Here is a 22,822-nt window from a genome sequence, read left to right on the forward strand (position 1 = left end):
TAAATTATAGTGTGTTGTTTAATGCTTTTTCAATACGTTGGATCAGGTCGAAATAATGGTTTTTGGTTTCCTGATTTCCAATATTTCGTTTCGTTTTCAATAATTGAAGGATCTGATTTAATTCTCCTTTTTTATCAGAAGTAACTTCAGAAACTCTTTTCAGCGAAGACTGATTGATGTTACGTGCCATTTTAGATTCCTCTAAATAATCGCATAAATGAGGCATGCTTAATGTTTCTTCTAACTGAATAGTTTTCTTAACATCTGTTTTTTCAAAAAGCTTATTGGTAGAAACAATCAATACATCTACGTAATTTTTCTGGGTCATACGTTCCATGATCGTAAGTGATTTGTTTTGGATTGTAGGGGCAAAAATGCTTTGGTGAATGGTTTTGAATAATTGTGTTACCGTATATATATTTTCCTTAGCTTCATTACGCTGAAACAACTCATTTTCTGTAATTCGCAACAAACGGTCATCGCTTAATAAATTGTACAGAATTCCGTATTGTAATTCTCTTGCAAGGGTATATGGTGTATACTCATACGGTCCAAGAGGAGAATCTTTCAGTGGATTTGTCTTATCCAAAATCGGATTAAAAAACAACCACTCCGGAAGTTTAATACTATTGTTTAATAAGTACGAAACCGCTCTTTTCTGGATTGCCGCCGGAACCGCAACATAACTTGGTTTGTTATCACCATGAACTGTTGTATTCAGGTAAATACCTCCAACATTCGCTAATACGTGATAGTTATACAAATTCCATTGACCAATTGTGCCAATATAAAGTTTACCGGTCTCGTAGTAAGAAGCATCTTTATCATACGTCCATTCCAGGATTTTACCCACAACTCTTTTTAAGTTTTTAAGTCCGTATTCACTGGCTTTCATAGCATCATCCCCCAAATCTTCAGATTGCGAACGAGGATCTATTGTCGAGTCGCCATCTTGTTGTTCCCCGTAGAAATAAACAGGATCATTCTGGTGTTTTGAGATCAGTGCGTTCAAAGCATTGTGTTCTTCTGTTTGGTCAGCATACCATCTGTAACCCCATTCGACAGCATATTTATCGTATTCCCCAATTTTAGGCGTAATGGCTTCTACGTTATCTTCCGGTTGTGCAATATAATTGTAACGGGCATAATCCATAATCGACGGAGCTGTGCCGCCCATTTTTGCTGTAAAATCCTTAGATCGAAGTGATTCTACCGGATAAGCAAATGAAGCGCCCATATTGTGTTTCAGACCAAAAGTATGACCAACCTCGTGAGATGATACAAAACGAATTGCTTCTCCCATATGCTCATCACTAAATTTATTTCCTCTTGCTTTTGGATCAATTGCTCCGGTCTGAATACGCATCCAGCTTTGTAATGATGTCATTACATTGTGCCACCAGATAATATCAGATTCTATAATTTCTCCACTTCTGGGGTCTACAACCGCAGGTCCCATCGCATTCGATTTTTGAGATGCCACATAAGTAATAACCGAGTAACGTACATCATCAATATCAAAATCAGTATCTTCTTCGGTAGGCTCTTTTGCAATCACCGCATTTTTAAAACCTGCTTTTTCAAAAGCAGCCTGCCAGTCGCGAACACCTTCAATAATATAAGAACGCCATTGTTTTGGGGTCGATGGATCGATATAATACACTATAGGTTTTTTAGGTTCTACCAATTCCCCTTTTTTGTATTTTTCGATATCTTCTTTTTTAGGTTCTAATCTCCAGCGCGTGATCAGTTCTTTCTCCAGCATGGCGTGTTGGCTGTCGCTGAAATACCAGTGCTTTTCAGAGAAATACCCAATACGTTTATCAGCAAAACGAGCCTGCATTGGCACTTTATCCAATAAAATAATATTAGAAGTTACCCCAAGCGTAACCGAAAGGGCAGGGCCGCCTTCGCTTACAGAAGTAGTAAGCTGCGATTTAACCACAATATTTTTAGGGAAAGTTTTCACACTTTCTATATACGAAAGTTCAGATTTTACAGATCCTCCAAAGCCAATGTTACTTAAAACATCGTTGAAACTTTTTTGTTTCCCGTCAAAAACCTTGTTTGCTTTAATAACGACTGATGTAGAATCGTTGTTTTTGGTTTCGATATCAAAAACTTCAATAATCGATTCTGAGAAATTGCTGTTGACAGATTGTGTAATAGCATCTCCAACCGGAGATGAAACTTTAGGTACGGATGATTTGACCCAGACTTTTTTTGCTACTAAATCTTTATGAAAAGTGATGATCTTATTTTCATAATTCATTCCTTTATTTAAACCTGCATCATTAATCGGTAAAGGGACATTTGAAATTTTATTGACTACTAAAAATTCTCTCTGAAAAAGCGAATCGCTGATCTCTAAATATAAATCTGTTTTTACCTGAATCGTATTGAACAATCCTTTCTTGAAAGTTCCTTTTTTTATAAGATCATCATATTTTTGTCCTTTCGAATTTTTTAATGAATCTTTAACTTGTTCTGTTTTGTCTTCTTTACTCTTTTTATTCTTTTTTTGAGCAATCATAGTACCGGTATTCAATACTAACAACGCTAAAGCGATATTTTTTAGATTCCTCAACAATGCCTTTTCTCTCATAGAAAGTTAAGTTTAGGTTAATTTTTGGCTAAAAATATTGCATGGGTAACGTTAAAAAAAACAAAAAGGAGTGAGTGGCTTTTTTTCGGGAGTGAATGTTTTTTTTTATCCAATTAAAGGTAAAATGCAAGTAAAATCTCCCTCTTTTCTGAAGGCTTTAAAATCGTTTTTATTATAGTAATTATAGATACTTTCTAAGTATTTGTGACCAAACTTAGATTCTTTCCCGAAGTTTTGCTTTTCGTTTAAGTTATTGGTAATAATTACTACATTTTCTTTAATGTCAATAGTGATTTTTAAAGGACTTTCTTCAGATGCAATGTTATGCTTGATAGCATTTTCGACTGCGATCTGAAAAGCCAGGTAAGGCACTTTTTTTGCCAGTATGCTTTCGTCTTCTATTGTAATGGTAAAGACAAATTCTTCCGTAAAACGCGTTTGTTGCAAAAAGATGTATTTTTCAATAAAAAGCAATTCTTCCTGAACCGTTACGATATTATTAACGGGAGGATTGATCAGGTATCGGTAAATCTTAGAAAGGTTCAGCGTAAACTTGCGTGCTACGCCCGTATTGCCTTCAATAAGCATATAAAGTGAATTCAGGGAATTGAACAAAAAGTGCGGATTGATCTGCTCTTTTAACTGATGTAACTGAATTAAAGCTTTTTCTTTATTGATCTTTTCATTTTCTAAAAGGAGCTTATTTTTTTCCTGAGATAAAATTTCTTTTTCACGAAAGTTCCTTCGGTTAAAAAGGGTAAATAAATAAAAGAACAAAATCAGGATTGCGGTTGTAATAAGGTAAATTAAAGAAGCGTACTTTTTTACAGCACTTACGTCTTCATTGGCGATTTCCCTGGCAAAGTTTACACATACATACCAGGTGGTCCCTTTTATATTCAGTCGTTTGGTATATCTGACAATATCTAATTTCAAATATTCTGAAAGTGCTATTCTTTTACTAAAACCATTGTTGTTAATAAAAACCGTATCGCGTGCAGGAAAATTGGCAATTTTAAAAATGTTCTTTTTTAAAAGTTTGATTTCCGGATGATAAATTATAGTTCCCTTTTTATCAAATACAAAAACATAATTGGATGTTTTTTGATCAATAGTCGAAAAATAAACTTGTAACGACGGCAGGTCAATATCATATCCGTATCGAACGATGTTTCCGTTTTTAGCACTGCATTTAAAGTAAATGCGCCAAAAAAAGTGCTGATGATCTTCGACAATAGTATTGAACTGATCATTTGTGCCGTTTTTTGCAATTAAATCTTTTATTGATTTCTCTAAGTTTGCATCACTTTTAGAAGTCGTAAATTCTATTTTTTGATTGTTGATCTGAAACCAGTTGTTCTTAACCAGGCTGTCATTGGCATGAATTGTACTAAGTACTTTTAGGTGGTCCGATAAATTCTCTGAAGTACTGATTTCGATAATGCGCGCAATTTCCTTTTGGGTATCTAAAAAACGGGAAAATTCTTTGGCAACGATTTCCTGTTTTTGCAAAAAACCGCGATGTGTGCTTTCTGCATTAGATTTTTCGGCTATTTGCGTAATTAACCCGCTTAAAATGTAAATAGAAAGCAGTGTCAGAATAATAAAAATGATTCCTAAAAGAAAGAAGTTCCTCCCGGAAAAGGTATTTTTTAAAGTAAATTTCAAAAGTAATGATTAAAAAATAAGAGAATATTTCAGCCCTTATTGCAATGTGGTATTATTTTTTTCGTGTGCAAATATAGAACTTTTTGTCTGATACACTTTTAGTTATGAAATCTTAACACATATTTCGGCAAGTCGTTTAGTAAAAATCCTGTTAAGAGGGAAAAGTGTTTAAAATTGTTTCAGGTTTTAGGTTTCAGGTTTAAAGTTTGCTATTTCTGGTTGCGTAGATTTAACCGCAAAGAGCGCAAAGATTTTTTACTAAGCAAGGTTTTATAAAAACGCAAAGTTCGCAAAGCTTTGTGTTTAAAGGTTGGTATTTCTGGTTGCGTAGATTTAACCGCAAAGCGCGCAAAGTTTTTTTACCAAGCAAGGTTTTATAAAAACGCAAAGTTCGCAAAGCTTTGAACTTAAACTTTGCGAACTTTGCGTAAACCTTTGCGTTCTTTGCGGTAAAAAATGACAAAGAAATTCTAAGCTCATTTCAAACCTGAAACCTGAAACCTGAAACCCGAAACAAACAAATTTAAGAAACCTGTAAATGTTCTAAAGTTTTCCCTACCAAAGTTTTCACTCCAACAACTTTAAAACCTAATTTTAAATACAGTTTTTTGGCTCCCGGATTTTCCTCTTCGACCAATAAACCTAAAGTTTCGTGATTTTTGGTAACAAATTCCTCAATAAGAAATTGCAATAGTTTTGATCCAATGCCTTTTCCCTGGCATTTTGGATTTACGCCTAATGAATCAATATAAAATTCGCCCCTTTGTGTTTCATCTTCAGGATCAAAATCCGGATTAAAGTTTAAGCGGACATAATCAATAATTGGTTTTCGCAGCTCGTGCAATTTTCCTCCGTCATAAACTGAAACAGCTGCAACAATTTCGTTTTCCTCTTCGGCCACAAAACAATTTTGATACGAGTACTGATTGTTTTCTGATGCGACAAAATGAAGCAGAAAATAATAGGCTGTTTTATAATCTTTAAGCTCAATAAATTTATAGATAATTTCCTCCATTGCTAACAATAAAAGTTGGGCCAAAGATTCAGAATCGTCTAAAGTTGCTTTTCTAATGATCATATTTTTTCTTTTAGAATGGTACAAAATTACAGTAACTTTTAAATATTAGCGTTTTTTAGAAATTTAATGCTAAAACAGCTGGTGTTTTTTGAATTTTTGATAAAATAAAATGAGATGCAATACTTTTTATTATTAAATTAATTCATTGAAAATCAATTGTTTAATTGGTTTTGTCGGGCTGTGAAATTCAGGCAGAGGAAAAATTAAGATTCATTCCCGAGGGTACATTCCGGATCAAAATATTTTTGAAAATTTCTATTTTTTGTAGTATAAAAGCTATTTTTTAGAAGTTTATTGTTGATAACTGATCCGGATAATGCTCCGGACAGAGCTGCCTTTTTATGTTGATAAGTCTATTTAGAAAAGTTATAAATAGCTGACGTATCGGGGATTAGCCAATATTATGTTACTGTTAATAAAAAGTACTTTTTTACCCCTTTTCAGCGTGTTCAAAACTGTTGATAATTGGATCGATTTTTAACATCAAAAGTAGGCTGAAAGAAGAACTGTGGTTTAATTTTGTAATAATAAAAATGACGTTTAAACCCCCAATAAAACAATTCATTTTTATTCGGGGTAAGTCACCATTAAATACTATATATATGTCTATTTTCGATAAAAGAATCAATTATAAACCTTTTGAGTATCCAGAGGTATTGCAGTTTACAGAAGCCATCAACAAAGCGTACTGGGTTCATACCGAAGTCGATTTTACAGCTGATACACAGGACTTTCATTCGCATCTGAACGGAGCTGAAAAAACGGCAATCAAAAATAGTTTACTGGCCATTGCACAAATTGAGGTAGCGGTAAAAAGTTTTTGGGGAAACATCTACGAGCACTTTCCAAAACCGGAATTCAATGGTTTGGGAAGTACGTTTGCAGAATGTGAATTCAGACATTCTGAAGCCTATTCGCGTCTTCTGGAAGTTTTGGGATATAATGATGAGTTCGAAAAACTGATGGAGATTCCGGTAATCCGCAAACGTGTCGATTATTTGTCGAATGTATTAAAAGACACCAAATCCCAGGACAATAAAAAATATGTGGTTTCGTTGATTTTGTTTAGTATTTTGATCGAAAATGTATCGCTTTTTAGCCAGTTTGCGATTTTATTGTCGTTTACAAGATTTAAAGGATACATGAAAAATGTGAGCAACATTATTGCGTGGACTTCTATCGACGAACAAATTCATGCTAATGGCGGAATTTATATTGTAAACAAAATACGCGAAGAATTCCCGGATTATTTCGATGAAGAAACTTTAACGCTTATCAGGGAAACAGTTAAGGACTCAATCAACGTAGAAGCAGACATATTAGACTGGATTTTTGAAGATGGTGAAATTGAAACAATCAAGAAAGCAGATTTGGTAAACTTTATGAAATTCAGATTAGACGAAAGTTTAACTCAAATCAATATTCCAACCATATTTAATGTTCCTGCCGATGATTATAAAGCAATGGCATGGTTTGAAGAAGAAGTTTTTGCCAACAGCCTTGATGATTTCTTTGCGAAAAGACCGGTAGAATATACCAAACACGACAAAAGTATTACGGCAAACGACCTTTTCTAAAACAGCAAATTACAATTATGAATACAATAGATACAATTTCAGGAAACAGCGCTCCGCTAAGCGAAGCAGACAATAAAATGTGGTGGAAAAACTCTGAAAGTGAGCAAATTTTAAATCGTGGATATCTTTTAAAAGGTGAAACTGTAGAAGGGGCAATAGACAGAATCTGTACCGCTGCAGCAAAAAGATTATACAAACCCGAGTTAAAAGAGTCTTTTGTAGAAATGATCGAACGCGGCTGGATGAGTATCAGTTCGCCTGTTTGGGCCAATATGGGAACAGAACGCGGTTTGCCAATTTCTTGTTTTAATGTTCACGTTCCGGATGAAATCGAAGGAATTACACATAAATTAGGTGAAGTAATCATGCAGACCAAAATTGGCGGAGGAACCTCAGGTTATTTTGGAGAATTGCGCGAAAGAGGAAGCGCCGTAACCGATAACGGAAAGAGCAGCGGGGCAGTAAGTTTTATGAAACTTTTTGATACTACAATGGATACCATTTCGCAAGGTGGGGTACGCCGTGGTGCTTTTGCCGCATACTTAGATGTAGATCATCCGGATATCGAGGAATTCTTGAAGATTAAAAGCATCGGAAATCCAATTCAGAACTTGTTTACAGGAATTTGTGTTCCGGATTACTGGATGCAGGAAATGATTGATGGCGATGCCGATAAAAGACAAATTTGGGCGAAAGTTCTGGAAAGCCGTCAGCAAAAAGGATTGCCTTATATCTTTTTTAGTGACAACGTAAATAAGAACAAACCACAAGTTTATAAAGATAAAAACCTGCGTATTAATGCCAGTAATTTGTGCAGCGAAATCATGTTGCCATCAAGCCTTGACGAATCGTTTATTTGCTGTCTTTCATCAATGAACCTGGAACTTTACGAAGAATGGAAAGATACTGAAGCCGTAAAATTGGCGATCTTTTTCCTGGATGCCGTTTTACAGGAATTCATCGAAAAAACAGAGGGGAATTATTACCTGGCAGCAGCAAACCGTTTCGCCAAAAGACACCGTGCACTTGGACTTGGAGTACTAGGATGGCATTCGTATTTGCAAAAAAATATGATTCCGTTTGAAGGTCTGGAAGCCAAAATGAAAACCACAGAAATTTTCAAACATATCAGTGACAAAGCCGATAAAGCCACTCAGGATCTGGCCCGGATTTATGGCGAACCGGAATTACTAAAAGGATACGGAAGACGTAATACCACCACAATGGCAATTGCGCCAACCACTTCATCATCAGCTATTTTAGGGCAAACTTCACCTGGAATTGAACCTTTTAGCAGCAATTATTATAAAGCGGGATTGAGCAAAGGAAACTTCATGCGTAAAAACAAATACCTTAAAGCCTTATTAGAAGAAAAAGGACTGGATAACGAAGAAGTCTGGAGAGAAATCATGCTCAATGGCGGAAGCGTGCAACACATGAGCCAATTGAGCCAAAACGAAAAAGATGTCTTTAAAACCTTTAAAGAAATCAGTCAGTTAGAGATTGTACAGCAAGCCTCAATCCGCCAGAAATATGTAGATCAGGGTCAAAGCATCAACCTGAATATCCCTTCTGATTTACCAATAAAAGAAGTAAACCGTTTGCTAATAGAAGCCTGGCAGCTCGGCATCAAAAGTTTGTATTACCAACGCAGCCAAAGTGTGTCTAAAGAATTGGTTACCAGTTTAGTTACCTGCAGCAGTTGCGAATCATAAAAGTAAAGGCTGTCTAGATTAGACAGCCTTTTTTATATCAAAATTTTGTGTCAAACCTTAGATTTCAGCCTGCTCAAAGTTTCCTGCGAAACATTAATATACGAAGCCACAATTTTGTTGGGTAAGCGTTTTACAATAGCCGGATTTATTTTAAGCAGGAGCTGGTATCGTTCGAGAGCATCCATAGTGGTAAACGACATCAGTCTGTTGGTATTATTGACATAAGCTCTTTCTAAGTATGCACAATAAAACAGCATCCATTCCGGTATGGTTTTGATTAAGTGATTAAAATCCTCATGGCTGATATACAAAAGCTCTGATTTTTCGATCACCTGAATATATTCTGTTGAAGGTATTTTGGTAATAAAACTCACCAATGCTGTGGCAATTTGGTTTTCGAAAGCAATATAACGGGTAACATCTTTTCCTTCTTCATTGATATAATAGATTCTCAAACAGCCTTTAGCCACAAAATAGGTATTCTGACTCGTTTGTCCTGCAGCAAGCAAGAGTTCGTTTTTACCTTGTTTTAAAGGCTTAAAATAAGACAAAATCGTATTGAGGTTTTCATCAGAGACCTCAATACGATTTTTTATATAATCAGCAAGTTGCCCGTATAACACTTCACATTTCAAATCTAACATTCGTATTTCACATCTAATATCTCAAACCTAACATTCAACATCTATCCAATATCCAAATATTCAAAATCCAACTATCCAATATCCAAAATCCAACCATCTAATATCTAATTATCTAACATCCAGCTCTAGTATCCAACTATCAAACATCCAACAATCTAATATCCAACAATCTAACATCTAACAATCTAACATCTAACCATCTAATATCCAACTATCCAACATTAAGCGCTATAATCTCTCACGAATTTTCGGTAATAAACAATATCTTCTATAGACAACACTACCAAATCGTGTTCTACTGCAAAGCTAATGATTTTGTCAAGTTTAGCCATACTGCCGTCTTCATTCATTAACTCGCACAAAACGGCTTCCGGCTGTAAACCGGCTAATTTCATTAAATCAACGCTGCCTTCGGTGTGTCCGTTGCGTTCGAGAACTCCGTTGTTTTTAGCCCGCAACGGAAAAATATGTCCGGGTCTTGCAAGGTCTGAAGGTTTTGCATTTACGGCACAGGCAGCCTGAATAGTCGTAATGCGGTCTGCAGCCGAAACCCCTGTTGTAACGCCCTCTTTGGCCTCAATAGTAATCGTAAAAGGCGTCTGAAAACTACTGGTATTTTCTTTTACCATATAAGGCAATTCAAGTTCATCGGCTTTTTCGTTGGTCAGGCAAAGGCAAACAATTCCGCTGCATTCACGTATCATCAGCGCCATATCCTGTACGCTCATGTGTTGTGCCGAAAAAATCAGGTCGCCTTCATTCTCACGGTCTTCATCATCGATTAGTAAAATTCCTTTTCCGTTTTGTAAATGTTGTAAAGCCTTTTCTACACGGTTTACGCTGGTTAAACCAAATTTTTCTAAGGGATATAGTACGGTGCTGATCATTTTACTTTGAATTTTTCTGAAATTAATAAGCAGCAAATCTAAAGTTGTTTAACATGCAAAAGTTTGATGTAGATCAATAAAACAAGTAGTTTTTAGACAGTCGCAGATTTGGAAAAAAAGATTATCACGAATTATTTTTCTTAGGATTGCGCATGAAAAATATTTTGAATCTTTTTAATCTGTACCATTTGTGGTAACCTTGGTCTAAACACGGGATAAAAAATAATGGGTATTAATTATTACCATTCCGGGCAAACAAAAATATTAAACCAGTTCAAGAAGTGTTTTAGTATCCATAACTTCAGCAAATTCGTGATGCAGACTTGCCAGCGAGATTTGGTGTACTAATTCCGAATCGTATTTTTCTCCGTTAATGCCAATGCGGTCAAAAGTGGCCGTAGCGTCTGAAATTAAATAAACCTCAAACCCAAAATTCCCCGCCATTCTGGCCGTTGTAGAAACACAATGATTGGTGGTAAGCCCTGCAATAACAATTTTTCGAATTCCGGCATCGTCTAATCTTTCTTTTAAATCAGTTCCTATAAAGGCGCTGTTGACATTTTTTGAAATAACAGGTTCACCTGCAATGGGTTTTACTTCGTTTTTGATTTCGAATCCGGGATGCGAAGGGTGTAATTTTGAATTGGGCTGCAAAGAACTATGAACGATATGAAAAACGGGTAATTTAAACGTTCGCCATTGTTCCAGGATTTGTGCCATTTTGGATTCAGCATCTTTATTGTTTCTATGGCCACCCCAATAATCCTCTTCATTAAAACCTTGCTGAACATCAATTAAAATTAAGGCTGTATTTTGGTCTCTAAGCTTCATCATTTTATAAATTAGATTGTAAGGTGCAAATATACCTTTGTATTCAGGAGCAGAAAAGGACAAAAGATAGTCGTTTTAAGACAAACGTTTTTGAATTGCTGTAGGCAAAGCGTCCAGATAAGTTTCAAGCACCACCCGCAATTGTTTCGAGGTTTTGTAACCGCATAAATGCGCAATATGTTCAATTTTATAATCTGAATTTGTGAGCAGGCTTTTGGCTTTTTCGATCCTTAATTTGGTACGATATTCTGCTATGGTAATTCCGGTTTGTTTTTTAAAAATCCGGGTAAGGTTTCGCGGGCCCAGGTGCACCAATTCGGCTAAAAAATCAATCGTGGAGGTTTTATCCAAATTAGAAATAATCCAGTCCTGAATGATGTGGACCTTTTCATCATGATGGTTTCTGTTCTGCAAATAAACACTTTCCTGTTCTTCATTTCCGTTTCTTCTTTTATAAACAACCAGTTCTTTGGCAATGGCAGCCGCAGTTTCTTTGCCGTGGCGTTCTTCTATAATATGCAAAGCAAGATCGATTCCGGTAATGATTCCGGCGCTGGTAAAAATATTTCCCGATTGGGTAAATAAAGTATTGTTTTGCGTTAGGGCAAGCGGAAAGTCTTTTTTTAGTTTTTCAACCAGTTTCCAGTGTGTCGTACATTCTTTATGGTCTAAAAGTCCGGCTTTCGCCAAAAGAAATGCTCCCGAACAAATACTGCAAAGCGTGGTTTGATGGAGATGTACTTTCTGAAGCCATTTAAAAAAAGAAGCCTCTTCTAATTCCAGATCAATTTGGCAGGTGCTGAAACCGGCAATAAAAACCAGATCATTTTGCTGCGGATTTGTTTTCGAAAAATGGGTGAGTGCCGCCAATTCTAATCCCGAAGAGCAAATAACAGACGACTGACTGCTGATAAATTTTAACTGATAAGGAAACCCTAACCGTATCGCTTCCTGAAAAACCTCCAAAACGCCGCTAAGGTCAAGAAGCGTCACCTGTTGCGGAATGTAAAAATAAACCGTTGCTGTTGTTTTCATTTTTCGTCTGTCTTAAAACGTGTGTTGCAATTAATGGACAATGGGTGGTAAATTCTGAAATACTTTCATCGTACTAAAGTGATGTAGTAGTCGTATTGCTAAAAAAAAAGCAGACCAAAAGGTAAATATATACAATCGATTATTATTTACAAACAGAGACTCAGGATGAATTTATAACCCTTACTAATTTTTGATATTTATGTAGCTAAAAGACTATTTAAAATTGACATTCATAAAAGATTCAGAATCTGTTTTAAAATTATATTTCCTAATGAAATAGGGGGCTTAGCACCCCATTTTAAAATAAAGAAATAATCTTATTTTTTTAATTTTAAGTAAAATACTGTGTTTTTCTTATTCCTGCTTATTTAAGTGTATATTTGAGATAAACCCCTATTCAAAAATGAATATTAAAGAGAACATAAAGATCTTACTTACGGATGATGATGAAGACGACAGAGAGTTTTTTGCTGAAGCAATAGAAGAACTGCATCTTAAAAATCCGGTTGAATTTTGTAAAAGCGGTGTAGAATTAATCGACCGTCTTTATGATACGGCTTTAGGGATTCCGGATATCATTTTCTTAGACCTTAACATGCCTATATTGTCGGGTTTCGAAACTTTGCAGCAAATTCGGGAAGATGCTAAATTTAAAGATATTCCGGTAATTGCTATTTATTCGACTTCGGCAACGATTGATGGCGTGCAAAATACTTTCGGGTTAGGTGCCAATGCCTATATCGTAAAACCCATTGCTTTTAGTGATTTAAAAAAATTATTAAAAAAGGTAATCGAGACCGACTGGAAAGAAAGATTACATCATGCAAAAATTGAATCTTATATCATTACAGTATAGATTTCAAGAAAAATGATATGGAATAGTGTTTATAATGCTATTCCTTAATACCTAAAAATTGAAATCATGCATACGCAAAAAAACAGTTTACCAAAGGCTACACGCCAGGATTTTCCTATTGTAGGTATTGGTGCTTCGGCAGGAGGACTGGAGGCTTTTAAGCAATTTATAGAAGCTATTCCTGCTGATTCTGAAATGGCGTATGTCATTGTGCAGCATTTACATCCACTGCATGACAGCATGCTGACAGAGCTTCTTTCGCGTGTTGCAAAAATTCCAATAAACGAAATTACCGATGATATTCATTTGGCCCCCAATACCATTTATGTCATTCCCGAGAATAAAATGCTTACTTCTTTTGATGGCGTTTTAAAATTAAGCCCTCGTGCAAAAGACACTAAAAATCAGGCCATAGACGTTTTCTTCAATTCCCTGGCCGAAGTTCATCTTGATCTGGCTTATGGTGTATTGCTTTCCGGAAACGGTTCTGACGGCACTATTGGACTTAAAGCCATCAAAAAACACGGAGGCGTTACTTTTGCGCAGGACATTGAGGCTGCCAATAACGAAATGCCACAAAACGCCATCAATGCCGGAGTGGTAGATTATGTATTATCGCCAGCCGAGATCGTGCAGAAACTCATTGAGCTTTCGAAAGAAAAAGAAACTTTTACCGAAGAAGATGATCCAAATGATGAAGTGGTATTTCAGGAGATTATTAAAATTTTACGTCATCACAGCGGGGTAGATTTTACCTATTACAAACAAACTACGATACGCAGGCGCATTGCCAGAAGAATGGCCCTGAGTAAAATTGTAAGTTTAAAAGATTACCTAAAAGTACTTCAGGGCGATAAACTGGCACCTGGGGATTTGTTCAACGATCTACTGATTCCCGTGACTGAATTTTTTAGAGATACCAAGATCTTTCAGATCATGAGAGAAAGAGTTTTTCCCTTATTAACCAACAGAATAACCGAAGGGAATGCCATACGTATCTGGATTGCAGGCTGTTCTACCGGCGAAGAAGCCTATACACTCGCCATTGCACTTCACGAATACTTAGGCGAAAACCTCGAAGGAAAAGAAATTCAGATTTTTGCTTCAGATATTTCAGAAGTGGCTATAGCCAAAGCCAGGATTGGGTTTTACAGAAAGTCTCAAATGCGAAATGTTTCTGAAACCATCCTGACCAAATATTTCACAGCCAATACAAACGGTTACAAGATCAAGCGGCAAATAAGGGATTTATGCATTTTTGCCGTACATAATTTTTTAACTGATCCGCCTTTTGCCAAAATGGACCTGATTACCTGTAGAAATGTATTTATTTACATGGACTCGTTTTTGCAGAAAAAATCCCTGACCACTTTTCATTATGCCCTGAAAGAAAACGGTTTTTTACTTTTAGGAAAATCAGAAACTGCCGTTCCGGCCGCAGAGCTTTTTCAGCCTTTTGAAAAAGCAGGAAAAATTTATACCCGGAAACAGGTTTCAGGCAGGTTTATACATTCCGGTATGGGAGGCAATGATAAATTAAATCGTTTAAAAACAGACATTCAAAGAAAAGAAATTATCAAAGAAGATTTTAGAAAAAGTGCCGAGTCAATTTTGCTTTCCAGTTATACGCCCGCCAGTGTCATTGTAAACGAACAAATGGACATTGTACACATTAACGGATCGATAGCCGAATTTATTGAACTTTCGACCGGAAAACCGACATTTAATCTCCTTAAAATGGCACGCGAAGGCCTGGCTTTTGAGCTTAGAAATACCTGGCATAAAGCCAAAGAAGCCAATGCCCTTGTAAAAAAAGAAGGAATTCAGGTTAAAAACAGAGGAACGATTAGCGAAATTACGATCGAAATTCGTCCGCTTGAAGATACTTCCGAGCCTTATTTTCTGGTGGTCTTTTATAAAAGCATCATTAGAAAAGAAGATGTTGTTTCAAGTGAATTCACAGTAGAAGAAATTAGGGAAAATGCCAGTCTGAGAAAGATTGCACAACTCGAAAAAGAACTCGCCAAAATACACGACGATGTAAATGCGATTAGCGAAGAGCAGGAAGCATCGAATGAAGAACTGCAAAGCGCCAATGAAGAATTACTGAGTGGGAGCGAGGAACTGCAAAGCCTGAATGAAGAACTCGAAACCTCTAAAGAAGAGTTACAATCCAGTAACGAAGAGCTTCTTCAAATCAATCAGGAACTATTAAACAAGCAGCAACAAATTAATATTTCAAAAAATTATACCGAAGCCATTGTAGCCACTCTTAGAGAACCTATTGTAGTTTTAGACACTAATTTAAGAATAAAAAACATCAACAGGGCTTTCTCTAAAAAATACAATATTGCCAAGGAAGAAGCGACAGGAAAGCTGATTTACGAGATTCAGAACCATCTGTTCGATAACAATCCCATGCGCTCCATGCTGGAGAAAATATTGCCCGAAAAAACACAACTTGATGATTACCAGATCTCAGTCAATCTTTTGCCTTACGGCGAAAGTATCATGCTGCTTAACGCCAGACAGGTAACCAATGAAGACAGCAAAGAACAATTGATTCTACTGGCCATTGAAGATATAACAGAACGTATCATTATCGAAAAAAGGCTACAGGTACTGTCAAGTGGCTTTGAATCAAAAGTAGCCGAACGTACTACCGATTTACTAACGGCAAACAAAGAACTCGAAAGTTCTGTAAAAAATCTAAACCTTGCCAATATTCAGCTACAGGAATATGCGTATGTAGCGAGCCATGATTTGCAGGAACCATTGCGCAAAATATTAATGTTCATCAGCCGACTTCTGGAAATGAATGAAGATTTTTCTCCCGAAGCATTGGTTTTAGTCCAAAAAATCAGTAAATCTTCGATAAGAATGAACACACTCATCAAAGATTTACTGGCCTATTCGTATCTTAACAATCCCGACAGGCAATTTGTAAAAACAGATTTAAACGTTATTATAGGCGATATTCTGGTCGATTTTGAGTTAATGATCGAAGAACGTGATGTAGAAATAACAGTAGGCAATTTACCTGTTATTATCGCAATTCCCCTGCAAATGAACCAGCTTTTTTATAATTTAATCAGCAATGCGCTTAAGTTTTATAAAAATGACGGGTCGATTTCTAAAGTCGGGATTAGCTGCCATAAATTGACAATCAGCCATGTAAAAAAATATCCGGCTTTAAATCCTGCTTTAACCTATTGCGAAATTATCATACAAGACAACGGTATTGGCTTTAACAAACAATATGAGAATAAAATTTTCACCATTTTTCAGCGATTACACAACAACGAAGTTTATACCGGAACCGGAATAGGCCTTGCCATTGGGAAGAAAATTGTAGAAAACCATAAAGGCATTATCTTCTCAAAAGCCGAAGAAGGTGTTGGTGCGGCATTTCATATCATAATACCCATGTAATGTATTTTAGCTCACTAAAAAAACAAATAAACTGATTGCGAATATGAGATAACCGAAATCCTAAAGTTACAGGATCTGTTTTTTAACATGTAGTAATCTCATGCAAATAAGTGGTTTATATAGCCCAATATAAAATTATTTCTTATTATGACGACAAATTTAGGCTCTCCTACAGCCACTGACTTTTTAGATAATCTAAAAAACAAAACCGCCGCCGCGCACAAAAATCTGGAACAATTATCCGTTTCTGCCTCGATACTTTCTCCTGATCTTCAAATAGACGATTACTGCCATTATCTGGCGCTAATGTATGAGGTGCATAAAAGCACACAGGAGCATGTTTTTCCCTTATTATCAGCCATTTTCCCTGATTTGGAAGAACGAAAAAAAATGCATTTAATCGAAAACGACCTCGATTTTCTGAACCATAAAATTACAAAGTCAGCTCCCGTTTTTAACCATCAAAATCTAACCATTCCGTTTGCACTCGGGATCTTATATGTGGTAGAAGGATCTTCGCTTGGCGGGAGGTTTATTCTTAAAAACCTTGAAACCGTTCCGGTTTTAAGTAACCAGGGCGGTATTTCTTATTTTACAGGATATGGTAATAAAACAGGCAGTTACTGGAAACAGTTTTTAAGTGTACTTACCAATTATCAACAGGAGCATAATGTCGAAGACGAAATTATTAAAGGCGCTGTGTATGCTTTTGATCGTATTCACAATCATTTTCTGAATACGGCTAAAAATGAAAATTAAAGATATTGTCAACCGCGATGTAGTCACCTTAATCAATTGTGAGCACGAACCCATACATATTCCGGGAAGCATTCAGCCGCATGGCTTTTTGCTTGGCATAACCTCGTATTGGAAAATTGATTTTTGTACCCCCAATATTTCAGATTTTCTGGATTTGACATTTGATCAGATACTTGGAGAAAAATTTGATACCATTTTTGGAATAAATGCCCAAAAAGAATTAAATGAGTACATCAATGATAGTAAAGTGCCGCTTGTTTTTCCTCTCGAATTAACACTTATGGGCCGCCATTTTCAGGTAACGATTCATAAAAGTGACACGATTTATATTCTCGAGGCTGAACCACAATCCTCAGGAAAAGAGCAATTGGCCAATATATATGCGCAAACGATTCAGTTTGTGTCTGATATGAACAATACCCGAACCCTGAAAGATCTGTGTGCTCTTGTTGCCGAGGCAACCCGTACCATAACCGGCTACGACCGTGTCATGATTTACAGATTTGATGCCGATTACAACGGTGAAATTTATGCCGAAAACAAAAGGGATGATCTCGAACCTTTTCTGGGGCTTCATTATCCGCATACGGATATTCCGAGTCAGGCAAGGGAATTGTACATGAAAAACCAGATACGGTTAATAGCTGATATTGGTTATCAGCCCGTTCCTATTTTTACGATTGATGATCAGGAAAACAAAAACCTCGATTTAAGCCTTTCTGTTCTTAGAAGTACGTCGCCCATTCATGTAGAATATTTAAAAAATATGGGTGTTGGCGCTACTTTAACCATTTCGCTCATTCACCACAATCGTTTATGGGGACTGATTGCCTGCCACCATTATTCGCCAAAAAATATAGCGCCCGAAATTAAGCTGGCAGCCAAACTTCAGGGGCAGTTTATTACCTCTCAGATCGATTTGCGGCAATCTAATGACGAATACGAAATTGCCCGTAAAACCAGCAGGGCACTCGAACGGTTAACGGCCTTAAACCTTCCGCTCGAACAGCGTTCTTTTCAAATTATCTGCGAAAACCCTGATTTACTAAAACTTTGTAATGCCGCCGGAGTTTCGATTTGCATGGGAGATAAACTGTACAAAAGCGGACTCACCCCATCTGATAAAAAAATAAAAAAAATCATTTCAGGCATGAAGGTTTATGAGTATACACGAACATTCAGCACCAGTAAACTCAGTGATTTTGTTTCGGATTTAGACGGTTACGAAGACGTTTCGGGTATTATTTACCATTCGCTGGGCAATGGCAACACTATTATCTGGTATAAACCTGAAACAGTGGCCGAAATAAGCTGGGCAGGAGATCCCGAGAAAGCGATTGTTAAAGACAGTAAAGGGCTGCATCCCAGAAATTCGTTTCACTTATGGAAACAGATTGTAAAAAATCAAAGCAGCATCTGGCTACAGCCCGAAATTAATGCCGCCGCAAGTTATGCCCACGCCCTGCACAACCAGATTATTATGTTGCTGCTAAGCGAGGAAGAAGAAAAATACCGCAGTCTGAGTGAAGTGCTGAAAGAAACCAATTCAGAGCTTGAAAACATCAACTGGATCAGCACGCACGACTTACAGGAACCTTTGCGCAAAATTCAGTTTATAACCTCAAAAGTGCTTTCAGATACTACCGAAATTCCCTCGGTAGCGATTATTGACTCTTTGCAGCGCGTGACCAAATCGGCCAATCGAATGCAAAATCTACTAATCGATATTCTCAAATACACCCGAATAAAACACACAAAAGAATCTGTTCAAAAGGTGAGCCTCAATTATATTTTAGAGGAAACCTTGCAGGAAATGAAAGAAATCATCATCGAGAACAAAGCCGTTTTTGACTGCGATAGCCTGCCGGATGTGCATGCTATTCCGTTTTTAATGAAACAGCTTTTTTCTAATATCCTGCACAATTCACTTAAATACGCGTCGCTGGAACGATTGCCCGTTATTACCATAACAAGTTCAAAAGCACCCGAAATAAACGAATACTCGAATAAAGTCTATTGCCATTGGGTTACTTTTTCAGACAACGGAATAGGCTTCGAACAAGAATACGCCGAGTCGATCTTTAAAATATTTACAAGACTGCACACTCTGGAAAAATACGATGGTTCAGGCGTTGGGTTGGCACTCTGCAAAAAAATAATGCAAACCTGCAACGGCAATATCCGCGCCGTAGGAGAACTCAATAAAGGCACAGAAATCACGATTTATTTCCCATGTGATCCTTCGGATTCATTGACCTGATAGAAACTAAAAAAATAGATAAAGAATGTATGTTATGCCCAGAATTGGTATTGGCCGGATGAAGAATATAATAAAGAACCAAAAGGCATCACTTTCTCAAAAGCCAAAGAAGATACAGAGGTAAAATTACGTATTGTAGTTCCGGTTTAAGAGGGAATTACTGTTTTAAATCAAAAGACGTTATCAAAATCAATATTTTGCCTTTGTAAAGTTCTTGCTCTGAAAGAGTCTTAGCAATAGCATGGTGCGAAGCACTATGAATAGAAAAAGATTGTTGTTTTAGCCCTGTAGGGGCGAAAGACTAATCTCAAACATTTATCATATGTTAAGTGGTATTTTCTATGAAAATTACCTTTTCTTTTTTTGAATTTATTGTCTATTTGCTTTAGCCCTTTCAGGGCAATGATAGAGCCTAATTTAGTTCGTAGTGCGTTGCACTACGCTATTGCTTGTTAGGCTTTCAGCCTATTTTTTAAGGTTTCGAACACTTTTGGCGTCCCGCTTGTGCCAGCATGGGAAAAGATTTGCCCGCTGTGTTAAGTTTTCCGATTTCGTACCCATTATAATATTTCTTTTTTAACTTCTGAACTTTTGACTAATTAAGCCCTTTTTGACCAGCATTGTTGCTGCGCAGTATCCTGACTTCGCAGAGGGGGAAATCGATTGGAGTCGATTTGTGACCAATAGAAAGCAGCTTCTCGGGCATGTTGCTGGATTAATGGTCCAATTATGTGTGCCATCTGTTACCCATGTTTGCTTTGCTTTTCCACTTGCTCACTCATCTTCAGCGCATTGAAAATTAAATGCCATTGCTGCCCATCGTGGTAAGCAGCACCACCTAAACCAGCCATCAGCATTACATCATCGCCAACAGAGAGATTGCCAGAGCATATTTTGATTTCATCAGGAATTGGCGCATCAATGATCTTGCCTTTCTCATCCAATACCCATAAACCGTAATCCGATGTGCACCAGAGCTGATTTTTGAACCACACCATGTCTTTATATGGTAACGAGAATCCGCCGTTGTCGATTTTCTTCCAGGTATCGCCTCGACCTTTGAAAAGGGCTCCAGATTGTGCTCCGATATAAACATATCCGTCACCACCACAACAAACAGCGTGAAGATACATGTTGGAAGGAAAGGCAATTTGCTGCCATTGCTTACCATCGAAATGGAAGACATGTCCTTCTCCGCCTACGACGTATAGGTCATCAAACGAGAACCCGTCAATATCCCGGAAGGTATTTTTGCTGGCCCAATCAACGGTATATTCCTTTTCTGATTTGACCATTGGCAGGTTTAGACACAGCGACTGCCATTGATCCGGCCCCACGCGATAACAAACCGAGTTGGAGCCGCCTACGGCATATAGTCGCCCCTGAATGGTTTTAATGCCTACGACGGCACTGCGCATGGGGCCTTCCATGCTTTTGGGTATTCGTTTTTCTACTTTATCCTCGCCGTTACCTCGGGCATAGACTTGCCCGTCAAGATCGACGCATACGACCTGATTCCATTTTGCTTCTAGCGTTGCACCAATTTGCATCCTTTCAAAATTATTTACTTTGGTACTGCCTAATCTTTTTTCTAGAGGTTCATCTAAGTAAAAACCGACCTCTCGCTTACTGACAGTATGCTCACTTAACACACCTGCATTTTCACTTTCTTTTTGATTGCGGGCAGAAAAATGAAAATATTGTTTATTTCTCACAGCACAGTCGGTTATGGAGTAACCGTGCAATTTTTCTTTAAACTGATTCAGTGTAATTAACATTTTTTCTTCCTTATTAATCTTTACTTATTTATTGCCGCCTTCGCCTTGGGTGGTTCCACTTTTCTTCTTCCCGGCAACCGCAGGCATGTCCTTGATACATTTCGTTTTGTAGTAATTATCAAGCCGTGCTTTGAGACAATCTTTACTACAGTTGGATTCTGGAAATACCGTGCGAACCCCTTTGATTCCTAAGTCGCGAGCTTTCTCATAGCTTATGGTGTCCCTACCGCCAAACTATTTAGCACGATGTTCATTGATGTGTTTCAGCAGATTATCGTGCATCAGTCCATGAGTACCATTACTGTTGTTAGTACCTTCAACGCAAACTGTTGGAGCATCTCCTTTTTTATATCCAGGACAATTACCATCTTTCGTCATCTCATCAGACAATATATGGTGCCCACTTTGCCATGGGCAGCAACCTTGCCCGGATAGATATTCTGGAAAATTAGTTTCCCGCTGTGTGAAGTTTCCCGATTTCGTACCCATTACAATATTTCTTTTTTAACTTCTGAACTTTTGACTAATTAAGCTCTTTTTGACCAGCATTGTCGCTGCGAAGTGAGGAGACTTCGCAGAGCGGGAGAGAGGGATGATTCGATGTTCCACCAATAGTCTCTGGTTTTTATGCTTCGTCTTCAATAGGGAGGTCACAAGTAAACAAGGTTTCCCAGCGTTCGCCGTCGTACACCGCAGCGCCTCTTTGACCACATACCAGCATGCGTTTATTGTCAGGAGAAATATCAATCCGACCGCAAAGTACAGCGACATCTTCGGGGATAGGCTTGTGCTTGGAATCCTTGGCTAATACCAATTGGTCGTTTTCCAATACCCAGATACCGTAGTCATTGGCAAACCACACTCGGCCATCGAACCAGGCGCTATCGAAAAAGGGCAAAAATTCCGAATTCTCTATTATTTTTTTCCAGGTGGAATTTCGACCTAACCAAATAGAACAGTCCTTATCAGAAATATACACATTACCATCGTCAGCACATGTCACAGTTGATAATTCAATGTTTGTTGGGAAAACAATTTGTGTCCATGCATTACCATTAAAATGATAAACAGTGCCTACATCTCCTACTGCATACATGTCAGCTTCTGAAAAACCCGCCATATCACGAAAATGAAATGAGTGGCTATAGTCACCACTGATCATCTCATTAGGAATTGGCAATGTGGAAAGATTATTTTTCCAATGGTCTTTTCCTAAACGCTTATATATTCGTAAAGCTCCGCCTAATGCGTAAACATTTTGCCCAACTCTTACTATTTTAGAGATTGTACTGACCCTTTTTACTCCTGGCAGAGTACCGTCAATATGATCTTCAAAGTTATTGTCCCAACTAAATACGAATAGATCGACATCCACAGAAACATAGTCCTCTTTTCCGGGTATCATAACCGTGGCAATTGTTGAAAAGTCAAAATACTCTGTTGTAACAGCATAAAATCTTTTTTCTATAGGGCGCTCAAGACTAATAAATAAGAATTTTGTTTTTGGCTTTGGGTCACGGTACTGTAATTTATTATTATTATTTTCTATAAGAATAAATGCGTATTTATTTTCGTTAAATCCACACACGCCGTCAAAAATAAAATATCCATCTAAAAATTTGTTCTTTGTTATATCGTCGAAAATCATATTTATTATTATTATTATTTTCTATAAGAATAAATGCGTATTTATTTTC

The 22,822-nt window shown here is 37.2% G+C and carries 16 protein-coding genes; 6 read left to right on the forward strand and 10 right to left on the reverse strand.

Annotated features, from left to right (window positions below; genetic code table 11):
* Positions 1–4 precede the first annotated feature (4 nt).
* The 3 genes from ACHRWY_RS23530 to ACHRWY_RS23540 all read right to left on the reverse strand — a co-directional run bounded on the left by ACHRWY_RS23530 (position 5) and on the right by ACHRWY_RS23540 (position 5,351).
* Positions 5–2,605 carry a zinc-dependent metalloprotease gene (locus ACHRWY_RS23530; protein ID WP_395357829.1) on the reverse strand — a complete coding sequence of 867 codons (2,601 nt, stop codon included), beginning with the start codon at positions 2,603–2,605 and terminating at the stop codon, positions 5–7.
* A 105-nt stretch (positions 2,606–2,710) separates the two neighbouring features.
* A complete protein-coding gene (locus tag ACHRWY_RS23535) occupies positions 2,711–4,273 on the reverse strand; it encodes a sensor histidine kinase (RefSeq protein WP_395357830.1) in 1,563 nt (520 codons plus the stop codon).
* 523 nt (positions 4,274–4,796) lie between these two features.
* The gene (locus ACHRWY_RS23540) at positions 4,797–5,351 is read right to left on the reverse strand and encodes a GNAT family N-acetyltransferase (protein WP_395357831.1); all 555 of its coding nucleotides are present in this window, start codon (positions 5,349–5,351) and stop codon (positions 4,797–4,799) included.
* 602 nt (positions 5,352–5,953) lie between these two features.
* Between ACHRWY_RS23540 and ACHRWY_RS23545 the strand changes: the two genes are divergently transcribed.
* Together ACHRWY_RS23545 and ACHRWY_RS23550 are read left to right on the forward strand one after the other, a co-directional pair.
* Positions 5,954–6,928 (forward strand): ribonucleotide-diphosphate reductase subunit beta, encoded by a 975-nt coding sequence (locus tag ACHRWY_RS23545; RefSeq protein ID WP_395357832.1) that lies wholly within the window; start codon positions 5,954–5,956, stop codon positions 6,926–6,928.
* Between the two features lie 17 nt (positions 6,929–6,945).
* On the forward strand, positions 6,946–8,643 hold the full coding sequence (locus ACHRWY_RS23550) for a ribonucleoside-diphosphate reductase subunit alpha (RefSeq protein ID WP_395357833.1): 1,698 nt from the start codon (positions 6,946–6,948) through the stop codon (positions 8,641–8,643).
* 50 nt (positions 8,644–8,693) lie between these two features.
* Here ACHRWY_RS23550 and ACHRWY_RS23555 read toward each other — a convergent pair whose 3' ends face one another.
* The 4 genes from ACHRWY_RS23555 to ACHRWY_RS23570 all read right to left on the reverse strand — a co-directional run bounded on the left by ACHRWY_RS23555 (position 8,694) and on the right by ACHRWY_RS23570 (position 12,040).
* Positions 8,694–9,287 carry a Crp/Fnr family transcriptional regulator gene (locus ACHRWY_RS23555; protein WP_395357834.1) on the reverse strand — a complete coding sequence of 198 codons (594 nt, stop codon included), beginning with the start codon at positions 9,285–9,287 and terminating at the stop codon, positions 8,694–8,696.
* Between the two features lie 221 nt (positions 9,288–9,508).
* Positions 9,509–10,174 (reverse strand): 3,4-dihydroxy-2-butanone-4-phosphate synthase, encoded by a 666-nt coding sequence (gene ribB / locus ACHRWY_RS23560; protein ID WP_395357835.1) that lies wholly within the window; start codon positions 10,172–10,174, stop codon positions 9,509–9,511.
* Positions 10,175–10,438: 264 nt separating this feature from the next.
* Complete coding sequence (locus ACHRWY_RS23565) at positions 10,439–11,005, reverse strand: cysteine hydrolase family protein (RefSeq protein WP_395357858.1); 567 nt, start codon at positions 11,003–11,005, stop codon at positions 10,439–10,441.
* A 75-nt stretch (positions 11,006–11,080) separates the two neighbouring features.
* Positions 11,081–12,040, reverse strand: a complete 960-nt coding sequence (locus ACHRWY_RS23570; RefSeq protein WP_395357836.1) for a GlxA family transcriptional regulator — start codon at positions 12,038–12,040, stop codon at positions 11,081–11,083.
* 403 nt (positions 12,041–12,443) lie between these two features.
* Between ACHRWY_RS23570 and ACHRWY_RS23575 the strand changes: the two genes are divergently transcribed.
* From ACHRWY_RS23575 to ACHRWY_RS23590, 4 genes are all read left to right on the forward strand, one after another.
* Positions 12,444–12,896, forward strand: a complete 453-nt coding sequence (locus ACHRWY_RS23575) for a response regulator (RefSeq protein WP_395357837.1) — start codon at positions 12,444–12,446, stop codon at positions 12,894–12,896.
* A gap of 66 nt (positions 12,897–12,962) precedes the next feature.
* The gene (locus ACHRWY_RS23580; protein WP_395357838.1) at positions 12,963–16,328 is read left to right on the forward strand and encodes a CheR family methyltransferase; all 3,366 of its coding nucleotides are present in this window, start codon (positions 12,963–12,965) and stop codon (positions 16,326–16,328) included.
* Positions 16,329–16,475: 147 nt separating this feature from the next.
* Positions 16,476–17,087, forward strand: coding sequence for a biliverdin-producing heme oxygenase (locus ACHRWY_RS23585; RefSeq protein ID WP_395357839.1), 612 nt, complete (start codon positions 16,476–16,478; stop codon positions 17,085–17,087).
* Entirely contained in the window at positions 17,077–19,347 is a 2,271-nt protein-coding gene (locus ACHRWY_RS23590; RefSeq protein WP_395357840.1) for an ATP-binding protein, read from the forward strand. The genes ACHRWY_RS23585 and ACHRWY_RS23590 overlap by 11 nt, the downstream gene beginning before the upstream one ends.
* Before the next feature lie 743 nt (positions 19,348–20,090).
* Here the strand turns inward: ACHRWY_RS23590 and ACHRWY_RS23595 are convergent.
* From ACHRWY_RS23595 to ACHRWY_RS23605, 3 genes are all read right to left on the reverse strand, one after another.
* Positions 20,091–21,125 carry a WD40/YVTN/BNR-like repeat-containing protein gene (locus ACHRWY_RS23595; RefSeq protein ID WP_395357841.1) on the reverse strand — a complete coding sequence of 345 codons (1,035 nt, stop codon included), beginning with the start codon at positions 21,123–21,125 and terminating at the stop codon, positions 20,091–20,093.
* A 234-nt stretch (positions 21,126–21,359) separates the two neighbouring features.
* The gene (locus ACHRWY_RS23600; RefSeq protein WP_395357842.1) at positions 21,360–21,503 is read right to left on the reverse strand and encodes an HNH/endonuclease VII fold toxin-2 domain-containing protein; all 144 of its coding nucleotides are present in this window, start codon (positions 21,501–21,503) and stop codon (positions 21,360–21,362) included.
* Positions 21,504–21,750: 247 nt separating this feature from the next.
* Positions 21,751–22,773 (reverse strand): hypothetical protein, encoded by a 1,023-nt coding sequence (locus ACHRWY_RS23605; protein ID WP_395357843.1) that lies wholly within the window; start codon positions 22,771–22,773, stop codon positions 21,751–21,753.
* Between the last annotated feature and the right edge of the window lie 49 nt (positions 22,774–22,822).

Origin of the sequence: Flavobacterium sp. FlaQc-48, from assembly GCF_044007335.1 — a bacterium.
Taxonomy (GTDB): domain Bacteria; phylum Bacteroidota; class Bacteroidia; order Flavobacteriales; family Flavobacteriaceae; genus Flavobacterium.